Origin of the sequence: Microbacterium sp. H83 (genome assembly GCF_001650405.1) — a bacterium.
Taxonomy (GTDB): domain Bacteria; phylum Actinomycetota; class Actinomycetes; order Actinomycetales; family Microbacteriaceae; genus Microbacterium.
On the sequence record NZ_LWCU01000021.1, the window covers coordinates 1 to 13,595 of the forward strand.

The 13,595-nt window shown below is 71.0% G+C and carries 12 protein-coding genes; 7 read left to right on the plus strand and 5 right to left on the minus strand.

Annotated elements, in window-relative coordinates; translation table 11 throughout:
* A partial coding sequence (locus tag A4X16_RS18295) for an HNH endonuclease signature motif containing protein (RefSeq protein ID WP_231880324.1) occupies positions 1 to 452 on the plus strand: 452 nt, incomplete at its 5' end.
* Positions 453 to 463: 11 nt separating this feature from the next.
* On the opposite strand, the gene A4X16_RS09755 is transcribed toward A4X16_RS18295, so the two are convergent.
* The 3 genes from A4X16_RS09755 to A4X16_RS09765 all read right to left on the minus strand — a co-directional run bounded on the left by A4X16_RS09755 (position 464) and on the right by A4X16_RS09765 (position 3,869).
* Positions 464 to 1,387 (minus strand): cation diffusion facilitator family transporter, encoded by a 924-nt coding sequence (locus A4X16_RS09755; RefSeq protein WP_067120004.1) that lies wholly within the window; start codon positions 1,385 to 1,387, stop codon positions 464 to 466.
* Between the two features lie 9 nt (positions 1,388 to 1,396).
* Positions 1,397 to 2,827 (minus strand): MFS transporter, encoded by a 1,431-nt coding sequence (locus A4X16_RS09760; RefSeq protein WP_067120006.1) that lies wholly within the window; start codon positions 2,825 to 2,827, stop codon positions 1,397 to 1,399.
* A gap of 148 nt (positions 2,828 to 2,975) precedes the next feature.
* Positions 2,976 to 3,869, minus strand: a complete 894-nt coding sequence (locus A4X16_RS09765) for an Lrp/AsnC family transcriptional regulator (protein ID WP_067120008.1) — start codon at positions 3,867 to 3,869, stop codon at positions 2,976 to 2,978.
* A gap of 222 nt (positions 3,870 to 4,091) precedes the next feature.
* On the opposite strand from A4X16_RS09765, the gene A4X16_RS09770 reads away from it, so the two are divergent.
* From A4X16_RS09770 to speB, 4 genes are read left to right on the plus strand one after another with little or no spacing between them, the layout of a single operon-like run.
* Positions 4,092 to 5,414, plus strand: coding sequence for an MFS transporter (locus tag A4X16_RS09770; RefSeq protein WP_067120010.1), 1,323 nt, complete (start codon positions 4,092 to 4,094; stop codon positions 5,412 to 5,414).
* A complete protein-coding gene (locus A4X16_RS09775) occupies positions 5,411 to 7,120 on the plus strand; it encodes an amidohydrolase (protein WP_067120011.1) in 1,710 nt (569 codons plus the stop codon). Before A4X16_RS09770 ends, A4X16_RS09775 begins: the two co-directional genes overlap by 4 nt.
* Complete coding sequence (locus A4X16_RS09780; RefSeq protein WP_067120013.1) at positions 7,117 to 8,784, plus strand: thiamine pyrophosphate-binding protein; 1,668 nt, start codon at positions 7,117 to 7,119, stop codon at positions 8,782 to 8,784. The genes A4X16_RS09775 and A4X16_RS09780 overlap by 4 nt, the downstream gene beginning before the upstream one ends.
* A gap of 2 nt (positions 8,785 to 8,786) precedes the next feature.
* Positions 8,787 to 9,734 (plus strand): agmatinase, encoded by a 948-nt coding sequence (gene speB / locus A4X16_RS09785; RefSeq protein ID WP_067120015.1) that lies wholly within the window; start codon positions 8,787 to 8,789, stop codon positions 9,732 to 9,734.
* Here the strand turns inward: speB and A4X16_RS09790 are convergent.
* Entirely contained in the window at positions 9,731 to 10,621 is an 891-nt protein-coding gene (locus A4X16_RS09790; protein ID WP_067120017.1) for a serine protein kinase RIO, read from the minus strand. The genes speB and A4X16_RS09790 overlap by 4 nt on opposite strands.
* A 281-nt stretch (positions 10,622 to 10,902) precedes the next feature.
* Between A4X16_RS09790 and A4X16_RS09800 the strand changes: the two genes are divergently transcribed.
* On the plus strand, positions 10,903 to 12,102 hold the full coding sequence (locus A4X16_RS09800) for an MFS transporter (protein WP_067120021.1): 1,200 nt from the start codon (positions 10,903 to 10,905) through the stop codon (positions 12,100 to 12,102).
* 16 nt (positions 12,103 to 12,118) lie between these two features.
* Here A4X16_RS09800 and A4X16_RS17495 read toward each other — a convergent pair whose 3' ends face one another.
* Positions 12,119 to 13,051 (minus strand): helix-turn-helix transcriptional regulator, encoded by a 933-nt coding sequence (locus tag A4X16_RS17495; protein WP_231880325.1) that lies wholly within the window; start codon positions 13,049 to 13,051, stop codon positions 12,119 to 12,121.
* Positions 13,052 to 13,127: 76 nt separating this feature from the next.
* Between A4X16_RS17495 and A4X16_RS09810 the strand changes: the two genes are divergently transcribed.
* On the plus strand, positions 13,128 to 13,589 hold the full coding sequence (locus A4X16_RS09810) for a DUF3817 domain-containing protein (RefSeq protein ID WP_067120023.1): 462 nt from the start codon (positions 13,128 to 13,130) through the stop codon (positions 13,587 to 13,589).
* Positions 13,590 to 13,595: the final 6 nt, after the last annotated feature.

Genomic DNA, 13,595 nt, shown 5'->3' on the forward strand with positions numbered 1-13,595 from the left:
CAGCGTGTCCTGTTCGATCGGGGCGCATCGTCGGCATCGACACCACGAACCGGGTGTTCACCGTGCATCAACGCCGGGCGATCATCGCCCGAGACAAGGAGTGCCTGATCCCGGGGTGTCACGTTCCGGCGTCCTGGTGCGAGATCCACCACGTCACCGAACACGCCAGAGGCGGCCCCACCCATACCGACAACGGTGTTCCGTTGTGCTGGTGGCACCACCGCTCCCTCGACACCTCCGGGTGGGAGATCCGCATGCACGACGGCATCCCCGAAGTCCGCGGACCCGCCTGGTGGGACCCCGCCCGACGATGGCGCACACCCACCCTCAGCCTCTCGACCCCCGATGTCACGAGTCGATCGCGGCGGAACGCGCGAGCGCGTGAGCGGAACCGGCCGCATCACGGACCGCGCCCCACTTTCGCCGCGACGGCCGAGGCCGCGACGGCGTGATGCGCGACGACCTAGCGCGCGCCGCCTTCGAACGCGAGCGATTCCTCGTCGTCCACCGAGAGCGAGAGCACGACCGTCTCGACGATCGGATGCGCCTCGATCTGCTGCTCGATCTCTCGCAGCCGCCGCGCGACGTCGTGCTCGCGGGCGTCGCCCGAGAGATCGACCTCCGCGACGATGAACAGGCGGTTCGGGCCGACGTACTCGATGTGCAGGTACGTGACGCGTTGGATCTCCGGCGAGGCGAGCAGGGCCCGTCCGACACGCGAGCGCAGCGCGGGCGAGGCGTTCGCACCGACGAGGAAGGCGATGTTGCGCCCGATGAGGATCACCGCGACGACCCCGAGGAGGACACCCACCAGGATCGACCCGATCGCGTCCCACGCGGCGACGCCCGTGATCTGGTGCAGTGCGATCGCCCCACCCGCGATCACGAGTCCGACGAGGGCGGCCATGTCCTCGAAGAAGACGGCACGAAGCGTGGTGTCGCTCGTATCGAGAACGTAGTCCCACGTCGACGACCCTCGTTCCCGCGCGAGCGCCCGCGAGCGCACCATCGCCTGCGTGAACGACGCCCCCTCGAGCACGAACGCGATCCCCAGCACGATGTACGCCACGGTGGGGCTCTCGACGGGCCCGGTCTCCGACAGCTCCTGGATCCCATGCATGATCGACACGATCGATCCGGCGGTGAAGATCCCGAACGCCGCGATCAGCGACCACACGAACGCGGCGCGGCCGTAGCCCAGCGGATGCCGCTCGTCCTTCGCCCGCGCTCCGCGCCGATCGGCGATCAGCAGGAAGACCTCGTTGCCGGCATCCGCCCACGAGTGGGCCGCCTCCGCGACCATCGACGCCGAGGACGTGAGGACGGCGGCGACCGTCTTGGCGATCGCGACGAGGATGTTGGCGAGGAACGCGATGATGACCGTCACGCGGTCAGGCTACTCCCGCGGTGCACCCTCCGGCCGCGCGGTGGCCTTCACCGGCAGCAGCAGGAGGAATCCGGCGATCAGCACGAGCACGATGCCCAGGATGCCGAAGGCCGTGGCGCCCGAGATGACGATGAGCAGCGTCCACGCGCCCGACGCCATCCAGCTCGCCGCGCGACCCGTCGTGGCGTAGAGGCCGAAGATCTCGCCCTCGCGCCCCGCGGGGGTGACCCGGGCGAGGAACGAGCGCGATGCGGCCTGAGCCGGTCCCACGAAGGCGCACAGCAGAAGGCCGCCGACCCAGAACACGACCGTTCCGGCATCCACCAGGAAGAAGACCGCGAGCCCCGCGATGACCATCGCGGCCAGCGAGACGAGGATGATCCGCTTCGGTCCGTACGCGTCGTCGAAGCGGCCGGCGATGATCGTCGACACCCCGGCGATCAGGTTCGCCGCGATGCCGAAGATCACGAGCTCGAGGAAGCCGAAGTCGAACACCTGCCCCGCGATGATCGCCCCGAACGCGAAGACGCCGCCCAGCCCGTCGCGGAACACCGCGCTGGACAGCAGGAACCAGAACGTCTGACGGGTGTCGGGGGTGCGGTACAGGCCGATGACGTCCTTCACGAGCAGCGCGTACGAGGCGAAGAAGCCGACCTTGCGCTCGGGGCGCCCGAGCGACGGCTCCGGCACGTTGAGGAAGATCGGGATCGAGAAGACGATCGCCCAGATCGCGCAGCCCACGGCGATGATGCGGAACGGCAGGCCGCCGTCCTCGGGCAGCCCGAACCAGTCGAGCATGTAGAACACGACCACGAGCACGAGGGCGATGATGCCGCCGATGTAGCCGAAGCCCCAGCCGAGACCCGAGATGCGGCCGACCGTCTTCGGGTTCGCGATGCCGATGAGCATGGCGTTCGAGTTGACGGCGGCGATCTCGCCGAACACCGAGCCGGCCGAGATCAGTGCGACGCCGAGCCAGAACAGGGTCGGCGTCGGCTCCACGAACCACAGCCCGAGCATGCACGCGATGAGCGCACCCGTGCCGATTCCCAGCCACAGCTTCTGCCGGCCGGCGGCGTCCGCGCGCTGTCCGAGCACGGGGGCGATGAGCAGGATCGCGATGCCGGCGATCGTCGACCCGAGGCCCAGGCCCGACGCGAGGTCGGCCTCCGCGGCCTCACGGATCGGATCCTTCGCATCGAGCGCCGCGATGTCGGCGGGCAGGAACGCCTCGGTCGTGAGGTACAGCGCCGTGAAGATGAAGGTGAGGATGACGGTGTTGAACGGCTGCGTCGCCCAGTCCCACAGCGCCCACGAATAGACCTGCTTCTTCGGGGCGGACGTCTCGCCGCGCAGGTCGAGGCCGATGACGCCGACCGCGCCGCTGTTCGCCGTCGCGGCGGGCTCGGGCACCGCGCCGTTCTGGGGGTGTTCGCTCATGCTCGAAGTCTGGCGGCGCGCGGTGAACGGACGGTGACGGCGCGCCGGGGCGCGGTCCGCGCCCGCCGCTGCGCGCGTCGGAGATGGCAGGCCGCGCGCGCGTCGGAGATGGCAGGCCGCGCGCGTCAGAAGTGGCGGGGCGCGCGCGTCAGAGCTGCGGCTCGCGCAGCGTGCGCGCGTAGTCCTCCTTCAGCACCGCGAGGTGCAGCCAGGCCTCGATCCGCGTGACGCCGGCCAGAGACCTCAGCCGTTCCAGGCTCGCGTACAGGGCGCCGGCCGACGGCTCCACGAGCGTCGCGACGGCGTCGAAACGTCCGAGGGTGCGTGCCGCGAAGTCGATGCCGCGACCGGTGCGCAGCTCCTCGATGACCGCCTCGTCGTCGTGGTTCAGGTTGAGGCCGACCCCCATCGACAGCTGACGATGGGCGAGTCCTCGCGCCTCGACCGCGCTGATCTTGATGACCCCGCCCTGCGTCAGCCGCTGCACGCGCGTCGCGACCGCCGACGGCGACAGGCGCACCGCCTCGCCGAGAGCGCGGAAGCTCATGCGCCCGTCGGACTGCAGGTGCTCGATCAGGTCCTCGTCGATCGCGTCGAGCGTCACGTCGCCGTGATAGTCCGAGACGAAGAAGCCCTTCACCACGGTCGAGTAGATGATCGTGTTGATGTCGAGCACCCCGTCGATCGCGCGGATCTGCGCGAGCAGGTCATGCAGTTCCGCCATCGTCCCCAGTCGCACCTCGGTCACGAGGTCGTGCGCTCCGCCGACCGCCGACACGAGCACGGTCTCGCTCATGTCGCGCAGGTGCTCCGCGACGATCTCCACCGCGCCGTCGGTGCGGATGGACACGTGGGCGAGGACGTGCTGGCCGAGGAAGACCGGATCCACGGCCGCGAGCACCCTCACCGTGCGATCGTCGAGCATCGTCCGCAGCCGTGCCGCGACAGCCGCCCGCGACTGCCCCACCCGCTGGGACAGGGCGTGGATGCTGGCCCGCCCGTCCTCCTGCAGCGCACGGATCAGCTCGGCGTCGAAATCCATAGGTCGGCCCACATTCGTCAGTTTCCCGAGAACGCGCTCGTGCGCGTCCATAAGTGCAGTGTAGAGACCCACATCGCAGGCTGGAAGTCGCGAGATGCGCCATCACGCGAGCAGAAATCCAGTGAACAGACGATCACGCTGGAGTTCTGACCTTGTCGTGGCGCCCCGGCATCCGTAGCATCCTTCGCTATCCGACCACTTTCCGCAAAGGAGCGGGCTCCCATGACCTCCACCCACAGCAAGGCGCGTCGCGCAGGCTTCGCCGCCTTCGTCGGCACCACCATCGAGTGGTACGACTTCTACGTCTACGCGACCGCCGCGGCGCTCGTGTTCGGGCCGCTGTTCTTCCCGAGCGGCGACCGACTCGCCGAGACCGCCGCCGCGTTCGCGACGTTCGCCGTCGCGTTCCTCGTCCGTCCCCTCGGCGGCATCGTGTTCGGCCACATCGGCGACAAGCTCGGCCGGCGCGTGTCGCTCGTCATCACGCTGCTGCTCATGGGCGCCGCCACCGTGCTCGTCGGCTGCCTGCCGACCTACGAGAACATCGGCATCCTCGCACCGATCCTGCTGATCCTGCTCCGCGCCATCCAGGGCCTCGCGGTCGGCGGCGAGTGGGGCGGCGCGGTGCTCATGAGCGTCGAGCACGCCCCCGAGAAGTCGAAGACGTTCTACGGCGGCTTCACGCAGCTCGGCAACCCGGCCGGTGCGCTGCTCGCCTCGGGCATCTTCGCGATCATGTCGCGCGGCGGCGAGGACTTCATCATCGACGGCGGATGGCGCATCCCCTTCCTGCTGTCGATCGTGCTCATCGGCGTCGGGCTGTGGGTCCGCTTCCGGGTCGAGGAGTCGCCCGTGTTCGAGCAGAAGATCGAGGGGCGCAAGCAGTCCATGCCCCTCGCCTTCGCGCTCCGAGCCAACTGGCGCCCGATCCTCCTCGGCATCGGCATCCTGCCGATCTCGACCGGCGGCTACTACCTGGCCACGACGTTCGCCACCGCCTACGCCACGGGCGAGCCGATCGCGATCAGCGAGCAGGTCATCCTCGACGCCATGACGCTCGCGTCGTTCGTGGAGTTCCTCGTCACGCTGCCGGTCGCCTGGCTCGGCGACAAGTGGGGCAGGAAGAACGTCATGTACATCGGCCTCATCACCTCGGTGCTCACGTTCGCGCCATTCCTGCTGATCATGCCCGGCCGCGTCGAGCCGCTCATCTTCCTGTTCGCCTCGCTCGTGCGCATCGCGATGAGCGCCACCTACGCCCCGATCGCGGCGATCCTCGCGCAGATGTTCCGGCCGCAGGCGCGCTACACCTCGATCGCCCTGTCCTACGGTGTCGGCGCGGCCATCTGGGCGGGCTTCTCGCCGTGGTTCGCGACCCAGCTCATCGCCTGGACCGGCAGCGTCTGGTCGGTCATCGCGATGTTCGTCGGTATGGCGATCATCGCCGGCATCTGCACGCGCCTCGCTCCGCAGCACTCCGACGAGGCTCCCGTCACCGCATCGTTCACCGCCCGCACCGACACCACCGCGAACAGGCTGCCATGAGAAAGCTCACTCCCTTCGACCGCTCCGCCCAGACCACCCCTCGGCTGCTCACGGCCCGCGCGATCCACACGGTCGCAGCGGACGCCGACGCGGCCCCCGCGACCGCGATGCTCACCGACCTCGGCCGGATCGTCGCGATCGGCACGCTCGCCGAGTGCGAGCGGGCGGCCGAGCGGGCGGGGCTGACGCCCGAGCGGCTCGACCTCGAGGATGCGGTGATCGTGCCCGGCTTCGTCGACGCGCACGCGCACCCGCTCATGTACGGGCAGCTGATGACCTGGGTCGACTGCGGGCCCGAGAGGGCCGGCAGCATCCCCGAGATCGTGGCGCTGCTGCAGGCCGCGGCCATCGACGCCCCGGCCGGCCGGCCGGTGCGCGGCTACGGCTACGAGCAGCGCAACCTCGCCGAGAAGCGGCACCCCACCCGCTTCGAGCTCGACGAGGTCGCGACCGACCGCGAGGTGTACCTGATGAACGCCTCCGGCCACGGCGGCGTCGTCAACTCGTTCACGCTCGCGCAGAACGGCATCGACCGCGACACCCCCGACCCCGACGGCGGCGAGTTCTTCCGCGATGCGGAAGGCGAGCTCACGGGAGAGCTGTCGGATGCCGCGTGCAACATCCTCACCGGTGTGCACGGCGTGAAGATCGGGCACCACGGCCCGAACTTCCACCTCGCCGACGAGCCCGAGGAGCACCTGCGGCAGCTGGATGCCGCGACGCAGCGGTTCCTCGCCGGAGGCGTGACGTCGATCGGCGACTGCCAGGTCACCCGCCGCGAGTTCGACATGTACCTGCGTCTCGCCGAGGCGGGACGGCTGGAGCTGCGCGTCTCGATGTACCTGCTGTCGCACCTGCTCGACGAGGCGCTCGAGATGGGGCTCGTCGGTCAGTTCGGCAACGCGCACCTGAGCTTCGCCGGCATCAAGTTCTACGCCGACGGGACTCTCGGCGGATGGACCGCGTACTTCCCCGACGGCTACGTGGGCGACCCCTGCCGCACCGGTCAGCTCTATCACGAGCCGGCCGACTACGCCGAGCTGATCCGCACGGCGCACGCCGCCGGGCTGCAGACGGCCACGCACGCGCAGTCGCCGACCGCGATCGAGATGGTCGTGTCGGCGATCGAGGCCGCCCTCGACGAGCGTCCGGATGCCGACGCACGGCACCGCATCGAACACTGCGGCCTGCCGACTCCCGAGCAGATCACGCGGATGGCGGCCGCCGGCATCCGCCCCGTCAACCAGACCCAGCACTACTTCAACTGGGGCGAGGGCGTGGAGGAGGCCATCGGGACCCCGGGGGAGCGCTTCAACCCGCTCGGCGAGTTCGAGCGCGCGGGCGTGCCGATGACGATCTCGTCGGATGCCCCGGTCGCAGAGCCGATCCCGCTCGAAGCGATCCAGACCGCGGTGACCCGGGTGACGCGGCGCGGCCACAGGCTGGGGCCCGACGACCTTCGGATCACGGCCGCCGCGGCGCTGCGCGCCCACACCTACGAGGGCGCCGTGTCGATCGGCCGCGAAGACGACCTGGGATCGCTCGAGGTCGGCAAGTACGCCGACTTCGCGGTCCTCTCCGACGACCCGCTCGCCGTGGACCCGGAGGACATCGCGGCCATCACGGTGCGCGAGACGTGGGTCGACGGCGAGCGCCGGCACGTCGCCGCGCCCACGTCCGCGGCCCGGGCGATGGTGTCTGCATGACCGAGGATGCGAACGGGCAGTACTCCGACACCGCGGGCCGTGCCGTGCTCGAGACCATCCGCGCGTACGGGGTCGACGCCGTGTTCGGCATCCCCGGCACGCACAACCTCGAGCTCTACCGCCCGCTCGCCGATCTCGGCATCCGCGCGATCACGAACCGGCACGAGCAGGGCTCCGGCTACGGTGCCGACGGGTGGGCGCAGCAGACCGGGCTCCCCGGCGTCGTCATCACCACCTCCGGGCCGGGTCTGCAGAACGCCATGAGCGCGATCGGCACGGCCTTCTGCGAGTCGCGTCCGATGATCGTGCTGTCACCCGGAGTGCCGCTCGGTGCGGAGTTCGCCGACGTCGGCACGCTGCACGAGACGAAGGACGCGACGGCCATGGTCGGGGCGATCGCGGAGTGGTCGCGTCGGGTCACGAGCGCCGCGGATGCCGTCGAGGCCGTGCACGACGCCTTCACCCTGTTCCGGACCGGGCGTCCCCGCCCCGTGCACATCGAGATCCCCCTCGACGTGCTCGAAGCGGCGGCCGATGTCCCCGCGGAGGCGCGCCGTCCCCGGGCGATGCCCCCGCGGGCCTCCGGCGACCCGGAGCGCCTCGCCGAGGCCGCCCGCCTGCTCGCCGGCGCCGAGCGTCCGGTGATCGTCGCGGGCGGGGGAGCGACGGATGCCGCGCACGCCGTCACCGCGATCGCGGAGCGCCTCGGGGCCCCCGTGCTCACGACGCTCAACGGCAAGGGAGTCGTCGACGAACGGCATCCGCTGTCTCTCGGATCGAACCTCCGGCTCGCCGCCGCCCGCGCCGTCGCGGAGGACGCCGACGTGCTGCTCGTGATCGGGTCGAAGCTCGGCGAGGCGGAGCTGTGGGCGCCTCGGCTCGAGGCTCGCGGCGCGGTCGTGCGGATCGACGTCTCCCCGGCTCAGCTCGACAAGAACCTGACGGCGGCGGTCGGCCTCCTCGGCGACGCCGCGGCGACGGCCGCTGCGCTGCTCGCCCTGCTCACGGCCGACGAGCTCGTATCCGACGACCGTGCACCGCGCGACCTGACCGCCGATCGGGCGGCGATCGAGGCCGAGACGCGCGACACCGCCCCCGAGACCGTCGCACTCGCCGAGATCATCGCCGACGCACTGCCGGCCGACGCGATCGTCGCCGGAGACTCCTCGCAGATCGTCTACATGGCGCTCGGCAGCGTGCTGCGCTCGCCGCGGCCGCACGGTCTGCTCTACACCCCGACCTACGCGACGCTCGGCTACGGCCTGCCCGCCGCGATCGGAGCGCGCGTCGCGCAGACCGAGCATCCCGTCGTCACGGTGATCGGCGACGGCGCGCTCATGTTCTGCGTGAACGAGCTCATGACCGCGGTCGAGCAACGCCTCGATGTCACCGTCGTCTGCGTCGACAACGGCGGGTACGCCGAGATCCGCCAGAACGAGGTCGACCGCGGCATGGCGCCCATAGGCGTCGACCTGGTTCAGCCCGACTGGGCGGCCCTCGCCACCGCGTTCGGCGCGACCGGGCGGCGGGTCGACGAGTACGACGACATCGCTCCCGCCATCCAGGAGGCGATCGCGGCGGGCGGCGTGCAGCTCGTGCACGTCCCGATGCACACAGCCCCGATGTACACAGGCCCGAACACTGCCCCGAAGAGACAGGACTGATCATGACCGAGAACGTCGGCCCCATCGACGCCTCCGTGAACCCCCGCTACTCCGGGATCGCGACCTTCGCCCGTCTGCCGCGCATCGAAGACGTGGAGCGCGCCGACATCGCCGTCGTCGGCATCCCGTTCGATTCCGGCGTGAGCTACCGGCCCGGCACGCGCTTCGGTCCGTCGCACGTGCGCGAGTCGTCGCGGCTGCTCCGCCCGTACAACCCCGCGCAGGACGTGTCGCCGTTCGCGATCGCCCAGGTGGTGGATGCCGGTGACATCCCGGTCAACCCGTTCGACCTCGCGGCCGCCGTGGCCGAGGTCGAGAGCGCCGCGCGCGCGCTCGGCGAGCAGGCGCAGCGCATCGTCACGATCGGCGGAGACCACACCGTCGCGCTGCCGCTGCTGCGCGCGATCGCCGCGAAGCACGGCCCCGTCGCCGTGCTGCACTTCGACGCGCACCTCGACACGTGGGACACGTACTTCGGCGCGCCGATCACGCACGGCACGCCGTTCCGTCGCGCGAGCGAGGAGGGGCTGATCGACCTCACCGCGAGCTGCCACGTCGGCACGCGCGGGCCGCTCTACTCGAAGCAGGACCTCGAGGACGACGAGCGCCTCGGGTTCTCGATCGTGTCGAGCGAGTACATCGAGGAGCACGGCGTCGAAGCCGGCATCCGACGCATCCTCGATCGCATCGGCGACCGACCCCTGTACGTGTCGATCGACATCGACGTGCTCGACCCCGCGCACGCCCCCGGCACCGGCACCCCCGAGGCCGGAGGTCTCACGAGCCGCGAGCTGCTGCGCATCCTGCGCGCACTGCGCGACAAGGACATCGTCGGCGCCGACGTCGTCGAGGTGTCGCCCGCGTACGACCACGCGCAGATGACCGGCATCGCCGCGAGCCACGTCGTGTACGAGCTGGTGACCTTGCTCGCCGCGCGCATCGCGAGCTAGGCGCACGACGCGGCGAGCATCTCGGCGAACACTTCCTCGGCGTCGCACTCGACCCGCCGGCGGGTGAACCAGTCGCAGATGTTCACGCAGTCGCGGTGCAGCAGGTCGAGGCCCTGCGGGTTCGCGATGACGTCGACGATCTGCGGCAGGTCGATCACCCGCACGCGGCCCTCGTGCACGAGCAGGTTGTACGCCGACAGGTCGCCGTGGGCGAAGCCCGCCGCGGCGAAGAGCCGCATGAGGTCGACGACCTGCCTATACAGCTCCGCGAGCTCGGCGCGGTCGCTCCGCACCGCGGCGAGGCGCGGAGCCGCGACGCCGGACTCGTCGCCGAGGAACTCCATGAGCAGCTCGGTGCCGCTCACCTGCACCGGATACGGCACGGGCGCCCCGGCATCCCACATCCGGCACAGCGCGTCGAACTCCGCGAACGACCACTGCAGAGCGGCGACCTCCCGACCGTGCGCCGACTTCTTGGCCAGCGCGCGGGTGTCGCGGGTGTTCCGGGTGCTGCGGCCCTCGGTGTAGACCCCGGAGCGGTGGAAGCTGCTGTGGTCGCTGTCGCGGTAGCGCTTCGCGGCGAGCAGCACGCGCTGGGAGGGATCGCCGGGCACGGCGCGCTCCAGGAGGAACACGTCGGCCTCCTTGCCGGTCTTGAGGACGCCGAGCTCGGTGTCGAGCGCGCCCGCGCTCGTGACGACCCAGTCGGGCCAGGGCTGCGGCCCGCGCTCGGAGGGCGTGACGGCCGGCCACGTCGTCCAGCGCTGGTTCTCGCCGGGTTCGACGTCGGCGAAGGTCGGGATCGCGTCGAAAGGGGAGCCGTCGAAAGAGGAATCGTGGAGAGCAGGGGAGGAAGTTGCTCCGGAGGGAGCGAAGAGATCAGACACGGTGTGGCTCCGGGAGAGGGAGGCCGACCGCGGATCAGGAGCGGGAGGCCCCGAGGGGAAGGATGTCGGCGAAGGGCGCGACAGAGACGGTGGTCATGTCATCACTCCTCTCGCTGATGCCTTCCGGGCGACTCCCGGTGCGTCGTCCACGATAGGGCGCAGGGCGGATGCTGTCCAGAGCCGATCCGCCGGGCCGATCCGCCGAGCCGATCCGGACGAATGGTCGGATGCCGTGGACGCCCCGTCGGGCGCGGGCCCCCGCCGACCGGAAGGCTGGAATCATGACGACGACCGCGCCCGTGCCCTTGACGACCGCCCGCACCTCGGGCATCCGCTACGGCGGACTCATCGTGCTGATGCTCATGGGCTTCCTGCTGGTCACCGCGGAGTTCCTGCCGAACGGCGTGCTGACCGAGATGGCCGACGCCCTCGGAGTGACGCCCGGCCAGGCGGGGCAGACGGTGACGGTCACGGCCCTCGTGGGACTCGTCGTCGCCCCGACCGTGGGCCTCATGTTCCCTCGACTCGACCGCCGGTCGCTGCTGGTCTGGATGGCGCTCGCCGCAGCGGCGTCGAACCTCATCGTCGCGATCGCGCCCAACCTCGTCATCGTGCTGCTCGCGCGGTTCCTGCTCGGTGCGGCGATCAGCGCGTTCTGGGCGATGTCCATCACGGTGGCGGCGCGTCTCGCCGGCCCGGAGCACCTCGGGCGCGGTGTGATGTTCACGTCGGCGGGCGTCTCGCTCGCCACCGTGGCCGGCGTGCCGCTGGGTGTCCTGCTCAGCGAGGTCGTGAGCTGGCAGAGCGTCTTCGCGATCGCCGGCGTGCTCATGGTGCTGCTCGCCGTGGCGCTGCGGTTCGTGCTGCCGAAGGTCCCGGCCGAGCAGGCGTCCAGCATCCGCCTGCTCGTCGACACGCTCCGCCGCCCCGGCATCGCCCTCGGCATGGTCGGGCACGTGCTCGTGGTGCTCGGGCACTTCCTCGCCTACACCTACGTGCGTCTGGCGCTGGAGCGCATCCCCGAGGTCGACGCGTCGACGATCATCCTGCTGCTCGCGCTGTTCGGCGTCGGCGGTCTGGCCGGCAACCTCAGCATCGGCCTGATCATCGATCGCTCGTTCGCGTTCTTCGCGGTGTTCGCGCCGCTCGTCATCGCGGCGGCCGTGCTGTCGATGGTCTTCCTGTCGGGAACGGTCATCGGCGTCGGCGCCGTCGTGCTCGTGTGGGGCTTCTTCTTCTCGTCGTGGCTGCTCGTCGCCAACACCTGGGTGGGGCACCGCATGCCCGACCGTCTCGAGGCCGGCGGCAGCCTCGTCGTCGTCGGGTTCCAGGGCGCGATCACGCTCGCCGCAGGGGTGGGCGGCCTGCTCGTCGACACCCTGAGCATCGAGCTGGTCTACGTCGTCGGCGCCACGGCGCTGCTGCTCGGAGCGCTGCTGTTCGGCGCGTCGAACCGACGGAGCTCTCGCGCGGCGGCGTGACGGCGCAACGCCGGCGTCAGGCCGGGACGAGCGCGTGCGCCGAGCGCCAGGCCGACGGCGTCATACCCGTGCGGCGACGGAAGGCGCGACTGAAGCCCTCGTCCGAGGCGTACCCCAGCTCGCGCGAGGTCTCGGAGACCGAGCGGCCGGTGCCGAGCATCCGCTTCGCCGCGTCGATCCGCACCTCGGTCACGTAGTCGGCGGGGGAGCGGCCGATCACGGTGCGGAACCGCTCGGCGAACACCGAGCGGGACATGGCGCCGACGCTCGCGAGCCGCTCGACGGTCCACTCCCGGCCGGGCTCGTGGTGGATGGCCTCGACGACGCGGTCGAGGAACGGGTCGCGCGACACCGACGGCCACCCGTCGGGCGCGCAGCCGTTCGCCGCCCACGCGCGGATCACCGACAGCAGCACGGTCTTCGCCATCATCCGGCAGATCACCGGGTCGCCCTGGCGCACCGGCCAGGAGGGCGGATCGGTCGGACCCATGCTGCCGGCGAGCGCCGCCGCGGCGGGCTCGAGGGCGTCGAAGGACATGACCGTGATCGGATCGGGCAGGACAGCGGCGAGCAGCGACGAGCTGTCCGCGAACTCCAGGTCGACCACCACCAGCTCGGTCTCGTCGTCGGCCTCGAGGGCGAAGGCGGTGCGTCCGAGGGTGAGGAAGGCGTCACCGGTCGTCAGGGTCGCCTGCGGCGGCCGCTCGTCGACGGCGACCGTCTGCGAGGCGCGGTCGACGTCGAGCCGGCATCCGGTCCGCAGCGGAGGATGCCCGTGCACCGTCCCGCGCGCGACGTACACGAGCGCCGCGGCCCCGGTGCCCAGCGGCAGCAGACCGCCCGTCGGGAGCGCGGCGCGTCGGGCCACCCCGACCCGCAGGTCGACGGCGTCGAGCACGGTCGAGAGGGCTGCGGAGTCGACGGTCACCATTCCTTCGCCAACGCCCACGCTCGTCGGGCTATTCCGCACGGGCAGGTCATAGCCGCCCCCCGATACGCTGGCAGGACCCCACCCGAGGAGTCCCGTGTTCCGTGCGCCCGGCCGTCTTTTCCGTGTTCTCGCGATCGCCGAGGCGATCACCTGGACCATCCTCATCTCGGCGATCATCGCCCGCGCGGTCGGGGCGCCGGGCGTCGTGGTGACGATCGGCGGCGGCATCCACGGCTTCGTGTTCCTCGCCTACGGGGCCACGGCGGTGCTCGTGGCGCTGAACCAGCGCTGGCACGTCGGCGTCGCCGTCCTGGCGGTCGCGAGCGCGGTCGTCCCCTACGCGACCATCCCGACCGAGATCTGGCTGCAGCGCACCGGACGCCTGCGCGGCGAGTGGCGGCTGCAGCAGACCGAGGACCCCCGCGACGCACGCTGGTACGACCGGCTCATGCGCTGGTTCCTGCAGCGGCCCTGGGTCCTCGCGATCCTGCTCGTGGCGGCCATCGTCGCGCTGTACGTGATCCTGCTGCTCGTCGGTCCTCCCGGCGGCAAGTGAGCGCAC

What these genes read in the sequence shown, in the direction of transcription:
- A4X16_RS09760 (WP_067120006.1), bottom strand. Translation starts at nt 2,827, where the DNA reads ATGAGCGAACACCCCCAGAACGGCGCGGTGCCCGAGCCCGCCGCGACG.
- A4X16_RS09765 (WP_067120008.1), bottom strand. Translation starts at nt 3,869, where the DNA reads ATGGATTTCGACGCCGAGCTGATCCGTGCGCTGCAGGAGGACGGGCGG.
- A4X16_RS09770 (WP_067120010.1), top strand. Translation starts at nt 4,092, where the DNA reads ATGACCTCCACCCACAGCAAGGCGCGTCGCGCAGGCTTCGCCGCCTTC.
- A4X16_RS09775 (WP_067120011.1), top strand. Translation starts at nt 5,411, where the DNA reads ATGAGAAAGCTCACTCCCTTCGACCGCTCCGCCCAGACCACCCCTCGG.
- A4X16_RS09780 (WP_067120013.1), top strand. Translation starts at nt 7,117, where the DNA reads ATGACCGAGGATGCGAACGGGCAGTACTCCGACACCGCGGGCCGTGCC.
- speB (WP_067120015.1), top strand. Translation starts at nt 8,787, where the DNA reads ATGACCGAGAACGTCGGCCCCATCGACGCCTCCGTGAACCCCCGCTAC.
- A4X16_RS09800 (WP_067120021.1), top strand. Translation starts at nt 10,903, where the DNA reads ATGACGACGACCGCGCCCGTGCCCTTGACGACCGCCCGCACCTCGGGC.